The sequence below is a fragment of the Rhizobium zaerense genome (genome assembly GCF_051810725.1).
Taxonomy (GTDB): domain Bacteria; phylum Pseudomonadota; class Alphaproteobacteria; order Rhizobiales; family Rhizobiaceae; genus Rhizobium; species Rhizobium leguminosarum_I.
Genome location: NZ_CM132690.1, coordinates 2174194 through 2191863 on the forward strand (window position 1 = coordinate 2174194; position 17670 = coordinate 2191863).

The 17670-nt window shown below is 60.4% G+C and carries 17 protein-coding genes; 14 read left to right on the forward strand and 3 right to left on the reverse strand.

The window, feature by feature from the left end; translation table 11 throughout:
* Window positions 1-2 precede the first annotated feature (2 nt).
* Both ACS4RR_RS10385 and ACS4RR_RS10390 read right to left on the reverse strand, forming a co-directional pair.
* Window positions 3-932 (reverse strand): UDP-glucose 4-epimerase family protein, encoded by a 930-nt coding sequence (locus ACS4RR_RS10385; RefSeq protein ID WP_222386302.1) that lies wholly within the window; start codon window positions 930-932, stop codon window positions 3-5.
* Between the two features lie 186 nt (window positions 933-1118).
* Window positions 1119-1874, reverse strand: a complete 756-nt coding sequence (locus ACS4RR_RS10390) for an SDR family NAD(P)-dependent oxidoreductase (RefSeq protein WP_222386301.1) — start codon at window positions 1872-1874, stop codon at window positions 1119-1121.
* A 230-nt stretch (window positions 1875-2104) separates the two neighbouring features.
* Between ACS4RR_RS10390 and ACS4RR_RS10395 the strand changes: the two genes are divergently transcribed.
* From ACS4RR_RS10395 to ACS4RR_RS10420, 6 genes are all read left to right on the forward strand, one after another.
* Window positions 2105-2692 carry a L,D-transpeptidase gene (locus ACS4RR_RS10395; RefSeq protein WP_026237152.1) on the forward strand — a complete coding sequence of 196 codons (588 nt, stop codon included), beginning with the start codon at window positions 2105-2107 and terminating at the stop codon, window positions 2690-2692.
* 165 nt (window positions 2693-2857) lie between these two features.
* Window positions 2858-2977 carry a hypothetical protein gene (locus ACS4RR_RS10400; RefSeq protein WP_026171022.1) on the forward strand — a complete coding sequence of 40 codons (120 nt, stop codon included), beginning with the start codon at window positions 2858-2860 and terminating at the stop codon, window positions 2975-2977.
* 156 nt (window positions 2978-3133) lie between these two features.
* Window positions 3134-3718, forward strand: a complete 585-nt coding sequence (locus ACS4RR_RS10405; RefSeq protein ID WP_222386300.1) for a hypothetical protein — start codon at window positions 3134-3136, stop codon at window positions 3716-3718.
* 50 nt (window positions 3719-3768) lie between these two features.
* Window positions 3769-4362, forward strand: a complete 594-nt coding sequence (locus tag ACS4RR_RS10410) for a protein-S-isoprenylcysteine O-methyltransferase (RefSeq protein WP_222386299.1) — start codon at window positions 3769-3771, stop codon at window positions 4360-4362.
* 10 nt (window positions 4363-4372) lie between these two features.
* On the forward strand, window positions 4373-5158 hold the full coding sequence (locus ACS4RR_RS10415; RefSeq protein ID WP_222386298.1) for a hypothetical protein: 786 nt from the start codon (window positions 4373-4375) through the stop codon (window positions 5156-5158).
* A complete protein-coding gene (locus tag ACS4RR_RS10420) occupies window positions 5155-6033 on the forward strand; it encodes an SDR family NAD(P)-dependent oxidoreductase (protein WP_456190063.1) in 879 nt (292 codons plus the stop codon). The genes ACS4RR_RS10415 and ACS4RR_RS10420 overlap by 4 nt, the downstream gene beginning before the upstream one ends.
* Before the next feature lie 162 nt (window positions 6034-6195).
* Here ACS4RR_RS10420 and ACS4RR_RS10425 read toward each other — a convergent pair whose 3' ends face one another.
* Window positions 6196-7509, reverse strand: coding sequence for an MFS transporter (locus tag ACS4RR_RS10425; RefSeq protein WP_260109073.1), 1314 nt, complete (start codon window positions 7507-7509; stop codon window positions 6196-6198).
* A gap of 220 nt (window positions 7510-7729) precedes the next feature.
* On the opposite strand from ACS4RR_RS10425, the gene aqpZ reads away from it, so the two are divergent.
* The 8 genes from aqpZ to recN all read left to right on the forward strand — a co-directional run bounded on the left by aqpZ (window position 7730) and on the right by recN (window position 17660).
* Window positions 7730-8416: an aquaporin Z gene (aqpZ, locus tag ACS4RR_RS10430; RefSeq protein ID WP_162115966.1), complete on the forward strand. Its 687-nt coding sequence runs from the start codon at window positions 7730-7732 to the stop codon at window positions 8414-8416.
* A 274-nt stretch (window positions 8417-8690) separates the two neighbouring features.
* Window positions 8691-9617 (forward strand): D-alanine--D-alanine ligase, encoded by a 927-nt coding sequence (locus ACS4RR_RS10435; RefSeq protein ID WP_222386294.1) that lies wholly within the window; start codon window positions 8691-8693, stop codon window positions 9615-9617.
* Complete coding sequence (locus tag ACS4RR_RS10440; RefSeq protein WP_456190064.1) at window positions 9605-10537, forward strand: cell division protein FtsQ/DivIB; 933 nt, start codon at window positions 9605-9607, stop codon at window positions 10535-10537. Before ACS4RR_RS10435 ends, ACS4RR_RS10440 begins: the two co-directional genes overlap by 13 nt.
* On the forward strand, window positions 10534-11865 hold the full coding sequence (ftsA, locus tag ACS4RR_RS10445; protein WP_260296602.1) for a cell division protein FtsA: 1332 nt from the start codon (window positions 10534-10536) through the stop codon (window positions 11863-11865). Before ACS4RR_RS10440 ends, ftsA begins: the two co-directional genes overlap by 4 nt.
* A gap of 55 nt (window positions 11866-11920) precedes the next feature.
* Window positions 11921-13636 carry a cell division protein FtsZ gene (gene ftsZ / locus ACS4RR_RS10450; protein WP_222386292.1) on the forward strand — a complete coding sequence of 572 codons (1716 nt, stop codon included), beginning with the start codon at window positions 11921-11923 and terminating at the stop codon, window positions 13634-13636.
* A 261-nt stretch (window positions 13637-13897) separates the two neighbouring features.
* Complete coding sequence (gene lpxC, locus ACS4RR_RS10455) at window positions 13898-14854, forward strand: UDP-3-O-acyl-N-acetylglucosamine deacetylase (RefSeq protein ID WP_162115970.1); 957 nt, start codon at window positions 13898-13900, stop codon at window positions 14852-14854.
* Window positions 14855-15111: 257 nt separating this feature from the next.
* A complete protein-coding gene (locus tag ACS4RR_RS10460) occupies window positions 15112-15981 on the forward strand; it encodes an outer membrane protein assembly factor BamD (RefSeq protein WP_222386291.1) in 870 nt (289 codons plus the stop codon).
* Between the two features lie 5 nt (window positions 15982-15986).
* Window positions 15987-17660, forward strand: coding sequence for a DNA repair protein RecN (gene recN / locus ACS4RR_RS10465; RefSeq protein ID WP_456190065.1), 1674 nt, complete (start codon window positions 15987-15989; stop codon window positions 17658-17660).
* The last annotated feature ends 10 nt before the right edge of the window (window positions 17661-17670 follow it).

Sequence of the window (17670 nt, forward strand, 5' to 3'; positions counted from 1 at the left end):
GGTTACGTCACCGCAAGCTTCAGGCCCTCGCGCGGCGTGACGACGGGCGACCAGCCAAGCACGTCGCGGGCATGGGATATATCGACCCGCAGGGAACCGCAAAGACGCTGGTAGACGGCGGCCTTTCCGGTGATCCTCGCGCCCATCTGCAACAAGGCGGGGGGGAAGGGGAGCAGCATCGGTTTGACGCCCAATCCTGCGGCAATCCCTTCGATAAGCCCGGGAGTCGAAAGATCTACTCCATCACCCGCGAGAAAGGTCTGGCCGACTGCGCCGGGATGCTTCATCCCGGTGATGATCAGATCGACGAGATTTGGAAGCGCGACCAATGTCCGGCGGTTCTTCAGCGACGCGAAGGGGAGCGGTATCTTCTTCCTGACAAGTCCGACGAGCAGGGCGAAATTGCCCCTCGCACCGCGTCCATAGACGAGCGGCGGGCGAATGATCACGACTTCCATGCCTGTTCGGGCGGCAATTTCATGCAGCCCGATTTCAGTTTCCAACTTTGAAATGCTATAGGGATCGATCGGCATTGGCGTATCGTCGTGCCGGAAGGGTCGAACGTTTTCCTCGCCATTGACCTTGATGCTGCTGATGAAGACGAACCTTTTTGCGCCCGCGCGGGCGGCCTGCTCGGCGAGGTTCAACGTAGCGGTGGTGTTGATCCGACGAAATTCCGCAAGCGGATCGGCTGCGCGGTCGTTCATGATGTGAACACGAGCGGCGAGATGGACGATGACATCGATACCCTCGAGAACCGCTGTCCAATCGGTTTCGCTTGTTATCTCGATGGGGAAATGCCGCACAGATGTCGGGAAGCTGGCGGCTGCAGATCGCGTCGTTACCGCAAGCTCGCATATCCGCTCTCCATCCAGTCTTTCGACGAGAGGCCCACCGACAAAGCCGGCCGCGCCGGTAATGAGGCATCGCATGATCTGTTCCCCGTTTTGCCGTGAGTGTTCCGGTTAACCGGAAGTGCCCACGGCATCAATAAAAAGCCGCCACGTTGGAGCGCCGTGCGTCCTTTCGGACGCACCAAGGACGCTCTAACACTTTGAATCTACGCATCGTGCTTTCTGGGGCAGAACACCGGTCCCTCACTCAGCAGCACAGCCCCTTCAGTGAGCGGTATAGGCCCCGTCCACCAAATAGTGCACCCCAGTGATGAAACTGGCCTGCTCGGACAGGAGGAAACACACAAGAGTTGCGACCTCTTCCGGTTTTCCACGCCTGCCCATCGGTTGCAGTGCTGCCATGCGTCGCGTGCTCGCCGCCTCAAGATGCGCTGACAAAAGTGGCGTTTCGATCCAGCCGGGACCGACGGCATTTATGCGGATACCCAATCTGGCATACTCCATCGCAGCGACTTTCGTCAGTCCAACGACCCCGTGCTTCGCTGCGGTGTATGCCGCCGCGGTGGGTAATCCAACGGTCCCGAGAGTGGAAGACATATTCACGATTGCGCCGCCGCCCAGCTTGAGCATCGCGCCAATTTCGGACTTCATGCAATAGAAAACGCTGTTCAGATTGACGTTCATCACCTTATGCCAATTATCGAGCGGATAGTCTGCGACCGCTGCGCGCACCCCATCGATTCCCGCATTATTGACCGCCAGATCCAAGCCGCCACATGTCTCGACGGTAAAATCGACAAGTCTCTGCACACCGCCACTGTCACTGACATCGACGACAAATTCATGGGCGCGGCCTCCCTCTGATCTGATCGCGGCGGCAATCGTGTGTGCCGCGTCAGCATTGATATCGGCGACAACAACCTCCGCACCCTCGTCAGCGAGTTGACGGGAAACGGCGGCACCAATACCGGAAGCCCCACCCGTAACGATCGCGATTTTTCCTTCCAGGCAAAGCTTCATCGTCTCCGTCCTTGTTGATATGCTAATATTCGATCGGCGCGATTGTTGATGCAAGGGGTTTGACGGATAAATAGAGGGGCATGGTATTGCGCAGCTTCAGATGTTGCCAGTGTTGCGAACTCATCCTCCACAGAGTTGAGTGTCTTTATCAAACGATGTCGCAATCTAATTTGGAATGAACGGGCTAATTTGGAATGAACGGGATCGAGGGAGTTACTTGGCAGGTGGAAATGGACAAACAGCATATTACACGCCGTGGGCTCGTGCTGGGGAGCCTGGCTCTAATGCTTTTTGGATGTACTTCGGGCGATGGGCCGCCACTGGGCTACCGATTCGCGAGGGATCCGGATTCCGATCCCCGCTATCGACGACAGGAGGTCGCCTATACGGGGAGTGAACCGCCCGGAACTATCGTCGTCGATACGGCGAGCCGCTACCTTTACTTCGTAGAGGCAGACGGACTGGCGACTCGCTATGGCGTTGCCGTCGGAGAGGAAGGACTGAGTTTCAAGGGCGAGGCCACCATCGGCTATAAGGCAGAGTGGCCTTCGTGGAAGCCCACCAATGACATGATTCAGCGCAAGCCCCGCCTGGCCAAATATGCCGATGGGGTACCGGGAGGACCGCTCAATCCTCTCGGTGCAGCGGCCCTCTACCTCTATCAAGGCGGACAAGATACCCTGTTCCGGTTGCACGGAACGAATGCCCCCTGGTCGATAGGCCGTGCTGTTTCGAATGGGTGTATTCGCTTGACGAACGCAAACATCGTCGACCTCTACTCCCGTGCACGCGTAGGCACGCGCGTAGTTGTCATCTGATGGTGTTTACCATTTGAAATCGTGGGGTTGGCCATAGCATTATGTATCTGCTAATGTAGATTCGTTGCATGTTGCATCATGTCTGCCCTATCCAGGGTACTGAGTGTCGCTAAACTTTAAGGTGTAGCTTAGAAGGCTATGCCATGATGAGGAGAGGACTTCTTGATGAGCAGAATTCTAATCGTAATCCTTGCGATGTTTGCGGTGGCCAATCTGAGTGCTTGCGGGTCGATTGGCAAAGGCAAGGGGAAAGCCCCACCGCCGGCAGAAGCAGTCTACAAGTAGCATATCGCGTCTGATTCTTAGGAAGGGTCACATAGACCCTTCCTCTTCTTCATAAACCGCCAAGCTGCGCTCCTTCGTAACTCACAGCGCAAGAGTGGCATTTTATATGCTGACTTCGGGCTCGCATTCGTCAGGGCCTGCATATGGAGCTTAGTGATGGCGCTTGGAAGAGGCGGTGTGTCGCTAGTTGTTATGTTGGCGTTCGTGGCATCGTCATGCCAGACAGAAGACAAAAGGCCTTTACCGCATTATACATCCAACGGCAGAGGCGTAGCTCCAACCAATACGGCTGAAAACAAATCAAATCGGCATTTCATCGAATTCCGCTCACGCTATGCGCTGACCTACGGCCACACGTATGTCGTTTTTGGGCAGGCGGATAAAAACGGAAATATGATCAATCCCGAAGTTGCAGGGCTTGCCCCAGCTTCTCCCGATGCCGCGCAGTATGTAATAGGCCACTTCATACCGGTTCCGGCCACGACCGGAGCGACGGACGGTGACCTGGAAGAGCAGTACAGATCAGCAAGCTGGCGTGTGATGCTGAGTGACAATGAATATAACGACACAGTTGCGTATATACGCAAACTGCAGGCAACCTCTCGTCTCTGGGAGGCATCGATATACAACTGCAATGCCTTTGTGGCGGATATCGCACGGCACATGGGTTATAAGGCGCCCAGCATTTGGCTAAGGCCGCAACAATTCATTACAAACCTTCGGGAGATGAATACAGGTTGATTACCGGGTCTCCAAGAAGGCAGATCATGGAAAGGTTCTGGTGACTTGATTTGAACTTATCAGCAGCCGTCGTCGGCGAGGTCGTCTGGGTTCTCGGAATTGTTGCATGGTGCATCATTCGATACCCATTTGAGCGTCGCGCAAAGCGAGTGCCGGTCGTCAGTAATCGCCGTACCGGTTCAGAGGCGGTCGGGCTTGCAGCAGCCCTCGCCGGACTTGCGATCGTGCCGGGATTTTACGTGGCGACCGGCATGCCTGAGGCAGCCGACCATACCGCCCATTTGTGGGCCGTCGTGATCGGGGCAATACTGTTCTGCGCCGCGATGTGGGTCTTTCGAAGGACCCACAAGCAATTAGGACGAAACTGGTCGATTACACTGGAGATCCGCCAGCAGCACGAATTGATATGCGCTGGACCGTACGCCCTTGTCCGCCATCCGATGTACACGTCGTTTCTTCTGATGGGGCTTTCACAAGCGTTTCTGCTGCCCAACTGGGTGGCAGGCATGGCAGGCCTGATCGGCTTCGCCGTTCTATTCTTCCTAAGGGTGGACAAGGAAGAACGTATGATGCTGGAAGTTTTCGGCCCGCAATATCAAGCGTATATGGCGAAGACCAAGCGCATCATCCCTTATCTTTATTAGAGGTGGCAAGATGAGAGGCCGAACGATCAAGCTCTCGGCATCGCGACGCCTTGTCGGAGATCTGATGAGATTCTCGATTGGGGTGCCGCGTGTGACGGTCCAGCGGCAAATGAACCTTCGGCCCCTCCTGGATGCAAGAGACGGAGCGGATGCCCGGCCGTCCTGGACAGTGCTTTTCTTGAAGGGATACGCCCTGCTCTCTCAAGAAATTCCTGAATTGCGGCGTGCTTATATCAAGTTTCCGTGGCCACAGCTCTATGAATATCCGGCCAGCGTGGCCTCCATTGCCCATGAGCGCGAGCATGACGGAGAGCGGGTCGTTCTGCTGAGCACCATCAAAGGTCCCGAGCAACGCTCAATCACCGAGCTGGAGACGCTGATCCGTTCAGCGAGGTCACTTCCGGTTCTGGAGATCAAGGAGTTTCGGCGCTCCCTGAAGCTCGCTCGCGCACCTGCCCCTGTGAGGTGGCTGCTCATGTGGCTCGGACTCAATATAGGACGGAAGCGAGCGCGTTATTTTGGCACCTTCCAACTGTCTGTCTATTCGGGTCTCGGAGCAGAGTCTCTCAACCCTCTCAGCCCGTTGACCACACTTTTCAACTACGGCCCGATCGGCGAGCATGGATCGGTTGCTGTCCGCATCCACTACGACCACAGGGTCATGGATGGAGCGAATGTCGCACGAGCATTGGAACGGTTCGAAAGGATCTTGAACGGCGAGGTCGCCGACGAAGTAAAAAGCCTCGCCCAGATCGGAGCCCCTACCATCGTGACGGTAGTAGGAACATCGAAGTGACACCGCACAGTGAGCCCCGGTTGACTGTCGTCGTGGTTGGCGGTTCCCGCGGCATCGGACGAGCGATCGCAAAGGTTGCGGCACGCGAACACAATGTCGTCGTGCTCGTCGCGCGTTCGCCGGAAGGCCTCGCCGCTGCGGCGGCCGACGTACGGCAGGCCGGCGGTGAGGCGTTTACGCTGGAGCTGGATCTCTTCGCAGCCGATGCGTCGGGGCGTCTTGAGGCTTTTCTAGTTGCCAACGATTTGGTCTGCGGCGTCCTGGTCAACAGTGCCGGGTATGGTCTGCGAGGCGCAGCAACGTTACTCCCTGTCAAAGATCAGATGGGGATTATCGATGTCAATATACGCGCCCTGACCGACATGACCCTTCGCTTCCTGCCTGGAATGCTGGCGCGCGGACGTGGCGGCGTGATCAATCTCGGCTCCGTAGCGGGTCTCGTTCCCGGGCCGTACATGGCATTGTATTACGCAAGCAAGGGTTTTGTGCGCTCTTTTTCGGACGCGCTCCATCAGGAAGTGCGCCGTTTTGGCGTTACCGTGACATGTGTGGCGCCAGGACCGGTATCCACCGAATTCCTTGAAAAGGCCGGCGCGAACCGGGCGGCTCTCTTCAAGATATTGCCCAAGCTGGACGCTGAATATGTCGCTGAGCGGGCCTGGAGCGGTTTCAACTCCGGCCATCGCCGCGTCGTTCCCGGCATTTCAGCCAAGTTGTTTACTCTTGTCGCCGCATTCTTGCCGACCGCAGTTATTCTCCCCCTGATCGGTCGCCTGCAGCGCAGGAGCAAAGATCCATGTCCTTGCGGTTCAGGGAAAAGCCTCAAGGAATGTTGCGGTAGCCGCTCCCCGGCACGGAGCAACATGCAGAAATAATGCCTGTCGACGAGGGTGAAGCCGACCGATGATGCCAGCCACGCAGAGATCCGCCGTATGATCTTCCTCGCGATTGCCAGGCTATAAACGCACAAAGCACGCTGGATAGCCGTCTGAAGCCGCGACGAGTGCCGCGGCTTTTTTGCTTGCACGGCAGATGGCTCAGACTTCCTCGCGGCCCGACAGCCGGATGCAGACCAGCGAGATCACCGCCGAGGCGGCGAGGTAGTAGCCGACATAGTCCAGGCTGTAATGGGTGGCGAGCCAGGTGGCGATATAAGGGGCGAGCGAAGCGCCGAAGATGCCGCCGAGGTTGAAGGTCATCGAGGCGCCGGTATAGCGCACCATGGTCGGGAAGGGAGCGGCAAGGGCAGCGCCGATCGGACCATAGGTGAAGCCCATCAAGGCGAGGCCGATGATCGAGCACAGGAAAGCGCCGGTCAGACCGCTGGTCAATAGCGTCGCGTAGAAGAAGCCGAAGATCACGATGGCAATCGTCGTCAGCGTCAGGATGAGGCGGCGCGAGTAGAGGTCGGAGAGCCAGCCGGAGAGTGGGATCGTCAGGCCGAAGAAGACGACACCGACAAGCTGGACGACCAGGAACTGCTCTCTCGTATAACCGAGCCCGCCCTTTTCCAAGGGTGTCGTGCCCCAGGAGAGCGTGAAGACTGTCATCAGGTAGAACAGTACGAAGGTCGCGACTGCAATGAAGGTGCCGAGGATCAGGCTGCGCAGATGACCGCGGAAGACCACCTCGATCGGCACGGCGACGCGCTCGTGCTTTTCGACGGCTTTGCGGAATTCCGGCGTCTCGGCGATCTTGAGGCGGACATAGAGGCCGACGGCGACGAGGGCGAGGCTAGCGATGAAGGGAATGCGCCATCCGTAGTCGAGGAAATCCTCGTTGCTCATCGTTTCCGCCAGGATGAGGAAGAAGCCGGAGGAGAGGATGAAGCCGATCGGCGCGCCTAGCTGCGGGAACATGGCGTACCAGCTGCGCTTGCCGGGAGGAGCGTTTTCGGTGGCAAGCAGAACGGCGCCGCCCCATTCGCCGCCGAGGCCGAGGCCCTGACCGAACCGGCAAAGCGCCAGCAACAAGGGTGCTGCGATGCCGATCGCATCATAGCCCGGTAGCATGCCGATCAGGACCGTCGAAAGCCCCATCGTCATCAGCGCGGCGACGAGCGTCGCCTTGCGGCCGATGCGGTCGCCGAAATGACCGAAAATGACGGCGCCGATGGGGCGGGCGAAGAAGGCGATCGAGAAGGTGACGAGCGACTGCAGCGTTGCGGCGTTCGAATCGCTTGCCGGGAAGAAGAGATGCGGGAAGACGAGGACGGCTGCCGTCGCGTAGACGTAGAAGTCGAAGAATTCGATGGTAGTGCCGACAAGGCTGGCGATGAGGACGCGAGCCGGAGAATTGACTTGCGCGCTGTTCGAGGCGGGAGTCGGCGATGCGGAGATCGCGTCTGTCATTTTCATTCCAATCAATATTTCTATGGAGCGCCCTGGGAGGCTGGCGGGTCTTAGCGCAATTTCAGATCTGAGAAAACGTCTCCTGACGCCGTAGGTATCGCATGTCGAACACGTTTCTCGATCCTTGCGTGAAGCTTGCCACAGCAATGTCCGCGAGCTTGACCGGAATCAAATTGTAACGGATTCATCTAAACTCTTGGTTGGAGTTAAGGAGGCGCGCATGCAAAAGAGTCTAGTTGCCGAATTTCTCGGCACGTTCTGGCTGGTCTTCGGCGGATGCGGCAGCGCCGTGCTGGCGGCCGCCTATCCCGAGCTTGGAATCGGTTTTGTCGGCGTGGCCTTTGCGTTCGGTCTGACCGTGCTCACCATGGCCTATGCCGTGGGCGGCATTTCGGGCGGTCATTTCAATCCTGCCGTCTCGCTTGGCCTTACGGTTGCCGGACGGTTTCCGGCGGCGCGTCTCGTTCCCTATGTCGTCGTGCAGATTGTCGGCGCCATCGCTGCGGCGGCGCTGCTTTATCTCGTCGCCAGCGGCAAGGCGGGGTTCGAGCTCGGCGGCTTTGCCGCCAACGGATATGGCGATCATTCTCCGGGTGGTTATTCACTGCTTTCGGCGCTGCTGATCGAAGTGTTGCTCACCATGTTCTTCCTGATCATCATCCTGGGGTCGACCAGCAGCCGGGTGCCTGCGGGCTTCGCGCCGCTTGCGATCGGCCTCGGGCTGACGCTGATCCATCTCGTTTCTATCCCCGTGACGAATACCTCGGTCAATCCGGCGCGTTCCACCGGCCAGGCGCTTTTCGTCGGTGGCTGGGCGCTGCAGCAGCTCTGGCTGTTCTGGATTGCGCCGCTTGCGGGTGGGGCGCTCGGCGGACTCGTGTGGAAAATCCTCGACGATGCCGACTGACTGCAAGACACTGATCTATCCCATTGAGCCCGCGCGGTTTTTCTGCGCGGGCTTTTCTGTTTTCGCGGGTCGGCGGGCATCTTCGCTCCGACACTCCCGAAGAAGCGAAGGTTAAAAAATCAAGGGCGCGGCAAGACGGAGTTAACGAAAGTAAACACTTCATTAACCATAATGATGCTCTAATGCACCCAGGTCGGACAAAGGCCTGAAACGGCGCAGACAGCTTCGCGCAAGCGTCGATTTCGAGAATGGAAGTTATTTTTTGGGGGTGTTGATGAGTCGCAAGCATGTCGCTGTCCTGATGGGCGGATTTTCCTCGGAAAGGCCTGTCAGCCTTTCCTCGGGAAAGGCTTGCGCAGAAGCTCTCGAAGCTGAGGGCTTCGACGTGACGCGCATCGACGTGGCGCGCGACGTTTCCGAGAAACTCGCCGCATTGAAGCCCGATGTTGTCTTCAATGCGCTCCACGGCCCGTTCGGCGAGGACGGCACCATTCAGGGCATCCTCGAATATCTCGAAATCCCCTATACGCATTCGGGCGTGCTTGCCTCGGCGCTGGCGATGGACAAAGACAAGGCGAAGCTCGTTGCCGGCGCCGCCGGCATTCCGATCGCCGAATCGCAGGTGGTCAACCGTTTCGCCTTTCCCTCGACGCATCCGATGAAGCCGCCCTATGTGGTGAAACCCGTCCGCGAGGGGTCGAGCTTCGGCGTCGTCATCGTCACCGAAGATCAGGCGCATCCGCCACAGATCGTCAGCTCGCCCGAATGGCGTTACGGCGAGGAAGTGATCGTCGAGCGCTATGTTTACGGTCGCGAACTCACCTGCGGTGTCATGGGTGAAACTCCCCTCGGTGTCACGGAAGTGGTGCCGCAGGGACACAATTTCTATGATTACGACTCCAAGTATGCGGCGGGTGGTTCAAAACACGTCATCCCCGCGAAAATTTCACCGAATATTTACCAAAAAATACAAACATTGTCCCTAAGGGCGCATCAGGCAATCGGTTGTCGCGGCGTCAGTCGGTCCGACTTTCGTTACGACGATCGTTTCTCCGAAGACGGCGAAATCATCTGGCTGGAGGTCAATACCCAGCCAGGGATGACTCCAACCTCGCTCGTGCCCGAAATGGCCGGTCATGCCGGCTATTCCTTTGGTCAGTTTCTCCGGTGGATGGTGGAGGACGCGTCTTGTTTGCGTTGACAGTCAAGAGGATTGGGCGCCCCAGCCATCATGCCGTGCTTCCGATCATGGAAGCCGAAGAGCGGTTTGTGCTGCCGCGCCCGCTGCGCCGGGTCACGCGCTTCCTGATCAGCCTCTGCAGCGGCCGCATCCATATTCCCGTTCATACGGGCACGGTCTCCGCACTCGCCTTCCTGGCTGCGACGGGGTTTTACGGCATGTCGCTCGGCGGCCACACCGAGGCCGTCGCGCAGGCGACAACGACGGCCGCGGGTTTTGCGATCGAGGACGTCAAGGTCTCTGGCAACTCGGAGACCTCCGAAATCGAGATCCTGCAACTGATCGGCCTTGACGGCACGACCTCGCTGGTCGCCCTCGACGTCGATGCCGCCCGCCGGAAGATCGCCCATCTTCCCTGGGTCGAAAATGTCGAGGTCCGCAAGATTTATCCGAAAACGATCGAAGTGAAGCTCAAGGAGCGCCAGGCCTATGCGATCTGGCAGCACGGACAGGAGCTTTCCCTGATCGAGAAGAACGGCAGCGTCATTGCGCCGCTGCGCGACAACAAGTTTTCGGCGCTGCCGCTCGTCGTCGGCCGCGATGCCGAAACGGCGGCGGCTTCGCTCGACGAAGCCTTCTCGAAGTGGCCCGACGTGAAGGCCCGCGTGAGGGCCTATGTCTGGATATCCGGCCGTCGCTGGGACCTGCACATGGACAACGGCGTCGTCGTCAAGCTGCCGGAAGACGGTATCGACCAAGCACTGGCGACGCTTTCGAAGTTCGACAAGGAGCATCAGCTCCTGGAGCGGGACATTGCTGCAGTCGATCTCAGGCTGGCCGACAGAACCGCGATCCAGCTGACGCCGGAGGCGGCGATCTGCAGGCAGACGGCAGTGACGGAGCGTACGAAAGAATTGAAGAAGGCGGGGCAGAATATATGAGCTTGTTCGGTTCATCCCATTTCGGATTGCCGCGCCTGAAGCCGCTTTCGTCGAAGCGGTCGCATGTCGTTTCGGTGCTCGATATCGGCTCGACCAAGGTCGTCTGCATGATCGGCCGGCTGACGCCGCGCGAGGAAAGCCAGATCCTGCCGGGCCGCACGCACAATATCGAGATCATCGGCATCGGCCACCAGCGTTCCCGTGGCATCAAGACCGGCGTTATCGCCGATCTCGACGCGCTGGAAGGCGTCATCCGTCTCGCCGTTGACGCGGCCGAGCGCATGGCGGGGCTGACCGTCGAAAGCCTGATCGTCAACCTGACGGCCGGCCGCCTCGGCAGCGACATCTATACGGCGACGATCGATCTCGGTGGCCAGGAAGTCGAGCTCAACGATCTGAAGAAGGTGCTGTCGGCGGCTTGCCAGCAGTCGCTGCGCCACGACCGTTCGGTGCTGCATTCGCTGGCGACCGGCTTCTCGCTCGACGGCGAGCGCGGCATCCGCGATCCGCTGGCGATGTATGGCGATGCGCTCGGCGTCGACATGCATGTCGTGACGGCGGAGCGCTCGGCGCTGAAGAACCTCGAGCTTAGCGTCAATCGCGCGCATCTGTCGGTCGAGGGCATCGTCGCGACGCCCTATGCATCGGGCCTTGCGGCTCTCGTCGACGACGAGGTCGAGCTCGGTTGCGCAGCGATCGACATGGGCGGCGGCACGACGACGATCTCGGTCTTTGCCGAGGGCAAGCTCGTTCATACGGATGCCGTCGGTCTCGGCGGCCATCACGTCACCACCGACCTGGCGCGCGGCCTTTCGACCCGCATCGAGGATGCGGAGCGGCTGAAGGTCGTGCATGCCTCGGCCCTTTCGAATTCCTCCGACGAGCGCGAGCTGATCTCGATCCCGCCGATCGGCGAGGATGATCGCGACCAACCGTCTCAGGTGCCGCGGGCACTGGTTTCGCGCATCGTGTCCGCCCGAATCGAAGAAACGATGGAACTGATCCGCGATCGTATCCAGCGCTCCGGCTTCAGCCCGATCGTCGGCAAGCGTGTCGTGCTGACCGGCGGGGCGAGCCAACTGACCGGCCTTGCCGATGTGGCGCGGCGCATCCTTGCCCGCAACGTCCGCATCGGTCGTCCGATGGGCGTTTCGGGGCTGCCGACGGCGGCCAAGGGGCCGGCTTTTTCGACGGCCGTCGGCCTGATGATCTATCCGCAGGTCGCGGACATGGAGACACATGCGTCACAGAGCGGTCTGCTCATGTCGCTTGGGGGAAATAACAGCCGCATAGCCCGCATGGGCCAGTGGCTGAAGGAAAGTTTCTGAAATTGCGTAATTGGCCGGCGTGGCGATGCGGCCAGAGAGAGAAGGAACAGGTACCATGACCATCAAGCTGCAAAAGCCTGACATCACAGAGCTGAAGCCGCGCATCACCGTGTTCGGCGTTGGCGGCGGTGGCGGCAATGCCGTCAACAACATGATCACCGCCGGCCTCCAGGGCGTCGACTTCGTCGTCGCCAACACGGATGCGCAGGCGCTGACGATGACGAAGGCCGAGCGCATCATCCAGCTCGGCGTCAACGTTACCGAAGGCCTCGGTGCCGGCTCGCAGCCGGAAGTCGGCCGCGCGGCCGCCGAGGAGTGCATCGACGAAATCGTCGATCACCTGAACGGCACGCATATGTGCTTCGTCACCGCCGGCATGGGCGGCGGCACCGGCACTGGCGCTGCTCCCGTTGTCGCGCAGGCGGCCCGCAACAAGGGCATCCTGACAGTCGGCGTCGTCACCAAGCCGTTCCATTTCGAGGGCGGGCGCCGCATGCGCCTGGCCGAGATGGGCATCCAGGAACTGCAGAAGTCTGTCGATACGCTGATCGTCATTCCGAACCAGAACCTCTTCCGCATTGCCAACGACAAGACGACCTTCGCCGATGCCTTCGCCATGGCTGACCAGGTTCTCTATTCGGGCGTTGCCTGCATCACCGACCTGATGGTCAAGGAAGGCCTCATCAACCTCGACTTCGCCGACGTCCGCTCGGTAATGCGCGAGATGGGCCGCGCGATGATGGGCACCGGCGAAGCTTCCGGCTCCGGCCGCGCGCTGCAGGCCGCAGAGGCTGCGATCGCCAACCCGCTGCTCGACGAAACCTCGATGAAGGGCGCCCAGGGCCTGCTGATCTCCATCACCGGCGGTCGCGACCTCACCCTCTTCGAAGTCGACGAAGCCGCGACCCGCATCCGCGAGGAAGTCGATCCTGATGCCAACATCATCCTCGGCGCCACCTTCGACGAATCGCTCGAAGGCATCATCCGCGTCTCGGTCGTCGCAACCGGCATCGACCGGGCGATGAACGAAGCCGCCGAGCGGAACCTCCAGCCGGCAGCAAGGCCCGCTATCCGTCCCTCCGCGGCTGTTGCTCCGGCAGCGGCCGCAGTTCAGCCTGCCCCCGTGATGCAGGCACCGAAGGCCATGGATCCGATCGCGCAGACCATCCGCGAAGCCGAGATGGAACGCGAGCTCGAAATTCCGGCCCCGCGTGCCGCCGCACCGCTACAGCAGCCGGTCGTACAGCAGGAAACCTTCCGTCCGCAGAGCAAGATCTTCGCGCCTGCACCGGAAGCTCCGGCAATGCGTCCGGCACCGGTGCAGCAGCAAGCTCCGGCGCCCGTCATGAGCCAGCCGGTGATAAGCCAGCCGGTCCAGCAGCCGGTTCGGCAGGAGCCGATCATCCGCCAGGCGCCCGAACCGATGCGCATGCCGAAGGTCGAGGATTTCCCGCCGGTCGTCCAGGCCGAACTCGACCACCGCACGCAGCCGGCCTCCGCGCATGCGGCGGAAGAGCGCGGTCCGATGGGCCTGCTCAAGCGAATCACCAATTCGCTTGGCCGCCGCGACGACGACGCCGTTGCCGCCGATATGACTGCCGCACCGCCGGCCGCTTCGCAGCAGCGCCGTCCGCTGTCGCCTGAGGCAAGCCTCTACGCACCGCGTCGCGGCAACCTCGACGACCAGGGCCGAGCAGTTCCGCAGGCCCGGATGATGCAGGAAGACGACCAGCTGGAAATCCCGGCATTCCTGCGTCGCCAGTCGAACTGAGTCCGTGCTTCGGCACCGTTCATGCCCGGGATCAAGGTCCCGGGCATTGCTGTTTTTTCGCCCGTGATCCGCAAATGATTTCAATTGCGTGACTTCGTAACAAAGCGAAAGAAACAGTGATTTGGATTGGAGCGCCGGCGCACGTAAGTATGGTGCAACGAAACTGCCCCAGGAGACCTTTCGACAGGCTCCTTCTGCAGAATGAACGATGACCGCGCCGATCGGACAGACCGCCGGTGCGGAAGAATAAAGGCAGAATTTATGGCGATTGGCTTGCTGGGTTTTCAAACGACGGTATCGCGTCCCGTGACGCTTTCGGGCATCGGGGTGCATTCGGGAGCAGAAGTCTCGATCACCCTGAACCCGGCCGAATCGGACACCGGCGTCGTTTTCCAGCGCCTGCATGACAATGGTGACATTACCGAACTCAAGGCTGTTTCCTCGCAGGTCGGCAATACCGACCTCTGCACCGTGCTCGGCTTCTCACCCGCCCATTCGGTTGCGACGATCGAGCATGTCATGGCCGCCGTCTATGCGCTTGGCCTCGACAATGTGGTGATCGAGGTGCAGGGCTCCGAAATGCCGATCATGGACGGCAGTTCGCTACCTTTCGTCGAGGCGATCGAGCAGGTCGGTCTCGTCTCGCTCGGCGTCAAGCGCCGTTATATCCGTATCACCAAGCCGGTGCGCATCGAGCATGGCGGCTCCTGGAGTGAGTTCCGTCCCTATGACGGTACGCGCTTCGAAGTCGAGATCGATTTCGACTGCCCGCTGATCGGCCGGCAGAAGTGGGCCGGTGACATGACCGCCGCTGTCTTCAAGACCGAGCTTTCCCGCGCCCGCACCTTCGGGTTCATGCGCGATGTCGAGCGTCTCTGGGCGTCGGGTCACGCGCTCGGCTCCTCGCTTGAAAATTCAGTCGTCATCTCCGACGACAACACCGTCATCAACGTCGAAGGTCTGCGTTACGCCAAGGACGAATTCGTCCGCCACAAGACGCTCGATGCCGTCGGCGATCTGTCGCTTGCCGGTGCCCAGTTCATCGGCTGCTACCGCTCGTATCGCGGTGGTCACAAGATGAATGCCAATGCGCTGAAGGCGCTGCTCGCCGATCCCTCCGCCTATGAGGTTGTGGAGACGTCGACGCCGCGCCAGCGTGTCGCTGCCCGCGAACTGATCGCAGTCAGCGCTTCGGAATTCGCTCCCTGGTCGGCATGACCTCCAGCATATTCTCAAGACCAGGCCGCCTCTTTCCCGGAGGCGGTTTTTTTATGTCCGGCCGTGTCTGCGTCGATAGACTGATGCTTGGCCGCCACAGGTCGGGAAGAAGTTGAAAAGCCGGTCATTCTGCGGCTGCTGCCACAAAAATGCGTTAATGCCTTATCATTGCGTTGCTCTTGATGCACATTTGTGGCTAGAAACGCCAGCGAGGCGTGGCTGCCGTGGAGAGAGCGGCGGCAGTGGGGTTCTTTCGAATGGGTTATGCAGGATCTGAAGGTATGATGAAGACAGCGCGCGCCTTGTTCGCATCGCTTCTGGTGCTCAGCGCAGGCGCCTCGATCTCCGGTTGCCAGTCGGATCCCGACATCGACATCACCAAGCTCGGTCTCGAAACCGATCCGCCTGACGTGCTCTACACCCAGGGCCTTGCCAATATGAAGGCCGGCAACATGGCTGAAGCGGCGCGCAAGTTCGACGCGATCGACCGCGAAAACCCGTTCTCCGAATGGGCGCGCAAGGCGCTTGTGATGAGCACCTTCGTCAAATACCGCCAGGGCCGCCTGGACGATGCGCTTGCTTCCGGCAACCGCTACATGTCGCAATATCCGAAGTCCCAGGATGCCGCCTATGTGCAGTATCTTATCGGTCTTACCTATTCCAAGCAGATCGTCGACGTGACGCAGGACCAGCGCGCCTCCGCCAAGACGATCGAGGCGATGCAGGCCGTCATCGACAATTATCCGAACTCCGAATATGTCGACGACGCACAGGCCAAGATCCGCTTCGCGCGCGACCAGCTCGCCGGCAAGGAAATGCAGATCGGCCGCTACTACATGGAGCGGAAGGAATATCTCGCCGCGATCTCGCGCTTCCGTATCGTCGTCGAGAAATATCCGAATACGAACCAGATCGAAGAGGCCTTAGCACGTCTCGTCGAAGCTTATTACGCCATGGGCATTGTCAACGAGGCGCAGACAGCCGCTGCCGTTCTCGGTCACAATTATCCCGACAGCCAGTGGTATGCTGATTCCTACAAGCTGCTGCAGAGCGGCGGTGCCGAGCCGCGTGAAAACAAGGGCTCGTGGATCGCGGCAGCGGGCAAGAAACTTCTTCTCGGTTCCTGAGGCCAATGCTGATCCAGCTTTCGATCCGCGATATCGTCCTGATCGAGCGGCTGGATCTTGCCTTCGAGACCGGCCTCTCCGTGCTGACGGGCGAGACCGGGGCGGGCAAATCCATCCTGCTCGACAGCCTGTCGCTAGCGCTCGGTGGGCGCGGCGACGGCGACATGGTGCGCCATGGCGAGGACAAAGGCCAGGTGACGGCGGTGTTCGACGTCGGCATGGAACACGGCGTGCGCACGCTCCTGCGTGAAAACGGCATCGACGATGAGGGCGATTTGATTTTCCGCCGCCAGCAATCGGCGGATGGGCGCACCAAGGCCTATGTCAACGATCAGCCGGTCAGCGTGCAGCTGATGCGCCAGGCCGGCCAGATGCTGGTCGAAATCCACGGGCAGCACGACGATCGCGCCTTGGTCGACACCAACGCTCACCGCACGCTGCTCGATGCCTTCGCCGGCCTCACCGACGAGGTTTCGGAGGTCTCCAAGCTCTATCGCCTGTGGCGCGACAGCGAGCGGACGCTGAAGAAGCACCGCGAGAAAGTGGAAAGTGCGGCGCGCGAAGCCGACTACCTGCGCTCTTCGGTCGAGGAACTCGAAAAGCTCTTGCCGCAGGATGGCGAGGAGGAAGAGCTCGCCGATCGCCGGCAGAAGATGATGAAAGCCGAGCAGATCGCCGGCGATATCGCCGAGGCGTCCGAATTCCTGAACGGCAATGCCTCGCCGGTGCCCCATATCGCCTCGCTGGTGCGCCGGCTGGAGCGCAAGAGCCATGAGGCGCCGGGACTGCTCGAAGATACCGTGACGCTGCTCGATGCCGCGCTCGACCAGCTTTCCAACGCGCAGATGGAAGTCGAGGCGGCGCTGCGCAAGACCGAATACGATCCGAGAGAGCTGGAGCGGGTGGAGGAGCGGCTTTTCGCGCTCAGGGCCGCCTCGCGCAAATATTCCGTGCCCGTCACCGAGCTGCCGGCGCTTGCGGTGCGCATGATCGCCGATCTTGCCGATCTCGATGCGGGTGAGGAGAGGCTTGCCCGGCTCGAAGCCGAGGTCGGCCTGGCGCGGGAAAATTACGATGCGGCGGCGCGCTCGCTGTCCGACAAGCGCCATCATGCCGGCACCGCACTGGCTGGGGCCGTCATGGCCGAGCTGCCGGCGCTCAAGCTCGAACGCGCCCGTTTCATGGTCGAGATCACCACGGATGCGGAGGAGGCGCTCGCCGAAGGCATCGATGTCGTCGAGTTCCACGTCCAGACCAATCCGGGCACGCGGCCGGGATCGATCATGAAGGTCGCTTCGGGCGGCGAGCTCTCGCGTTTCCTGCTGGCGCTGAAGGTGGCGCTCGCAGATCGCGGATCGGCCCCGACGCTCGTCTTCGACGAAATCGACACCGGCGTCGGCGGCGCGGTGGCCGATGCGATCGGCCAGCGGCTGAAGCGGCTGTCGGAGCGTGTGCAGGTGCTGTCGGTCACGCATGCGCCTCAAGTCGCGGCGCGGGCGGCGACGCATCTGTTGATTTCCAAGGGACCGACGGCCGACGGTTCTGAAAAGATTGCCACGCGCGTCGCGACGATGGCGCAGAAGGACCGCACCGAGGAGATCGCCCGTATGCTGGCCGGGGCTTCGGTCACAGAAGAGGCGAGGGCCGCAGCGAAGCGGCTGCTGGCCGGCAACGGCTAATTTCCGATGC

Coding starts and splice junctions, on each gene's coding strand:
- ACS4RR_RS10385 (WP_222386302.1), bottom strand. CDS start 932: ATGCGATGCCTCATTACCGGCGCGGCCGGCTTTGTCGGTGGGCCTCTC.
- ACS4RR_RS10390 (WP_222386301.1), bottom strand. CDS start 1,874: ATGAAGCTTTGCCTGGAAGGAAAAATCGCGATCGTTACGGGTGGGGCT.
- ACS4RR_RS10395 (WP_026237152.1), top strand. CDS start 2,105: ATGGACAAACAGCATATTACACGCCGTGGGCTCGTGCTGGGGAGCCTG.
- ACS4RR_RS10400 (WP_026171022.1), top strand. CDS start 2,858: ATGAGCAGAATTCTAATCGTAATCCTTGCGATGTTTGCGGTGGCCAAT.
- ACS4RR_RS10405 (WP_222386300.1), top strand. CDS start 3,134: ATGGCGCTTGGAAGAGGCGGTGTGTCGCTAGTTGTTATGTTGGCGTTC.
- ACS4RR_RS10415 (WP_222386298.1), top strand. CDS start 4,373: ATGAGAGGCCGAACGATCAAGCTCTCGGCATCGCGACGCCTTGTCGGA.
- ACS4RR_RS10425 (WP_260109073.1), bottom strand. CDS start 7,509: ATGACAGACGCGATCTCCGCATCGCCGACTCCCGCCTCGAACAGCGCG.
- aqpZ (WP_162115966.1), top strand. CDS start 7,730: ATGCAAAAGAGTCTAGTTGCCGAATTTCTCGGCACGTTCTGGCTGGTC.
- ACS4RR_RS10435 (WP_222386294.1), top strand. CDS start 8,691: ATGAGTCGCAAGCATGTCGCTGTCCTGATGGGCGGATTTTCCTCGGAA.
- ftsA (WP_260296602.1), top strand. CDS start 10,534: ATGAGCTTGTTCGGTTCATCCCATTTCGGATTGCCGCGCCTGAAGCCG.
- ftsZ (WP_222386292.1), top strand. CDS start 11,921: ATGACCATCAAGCTGCAAAAGCCTGACATCACAGAGCTGAAGCCGCGC.
- lpxC (WP_162115970.1), top strand. CDS start 13,898: ATGGCGATTGGCTTGCTGGGTTTTCAAACGACGGTATCGCGTCCCGTG.
- ACS4RR_RS10460 (WP_222386291.1), top strand. CDS start 15,112: ATGGGTTATGCAGGATCTGAAGGTATGATGAAGACAGCGCGCGCCTTG.
- recN (WP_456190065.1), top strand. CDS start 15,987: ATGCTGATCCAGCTTTCGATCCGCGATATCGTCCTGATCGAGCGGCTG.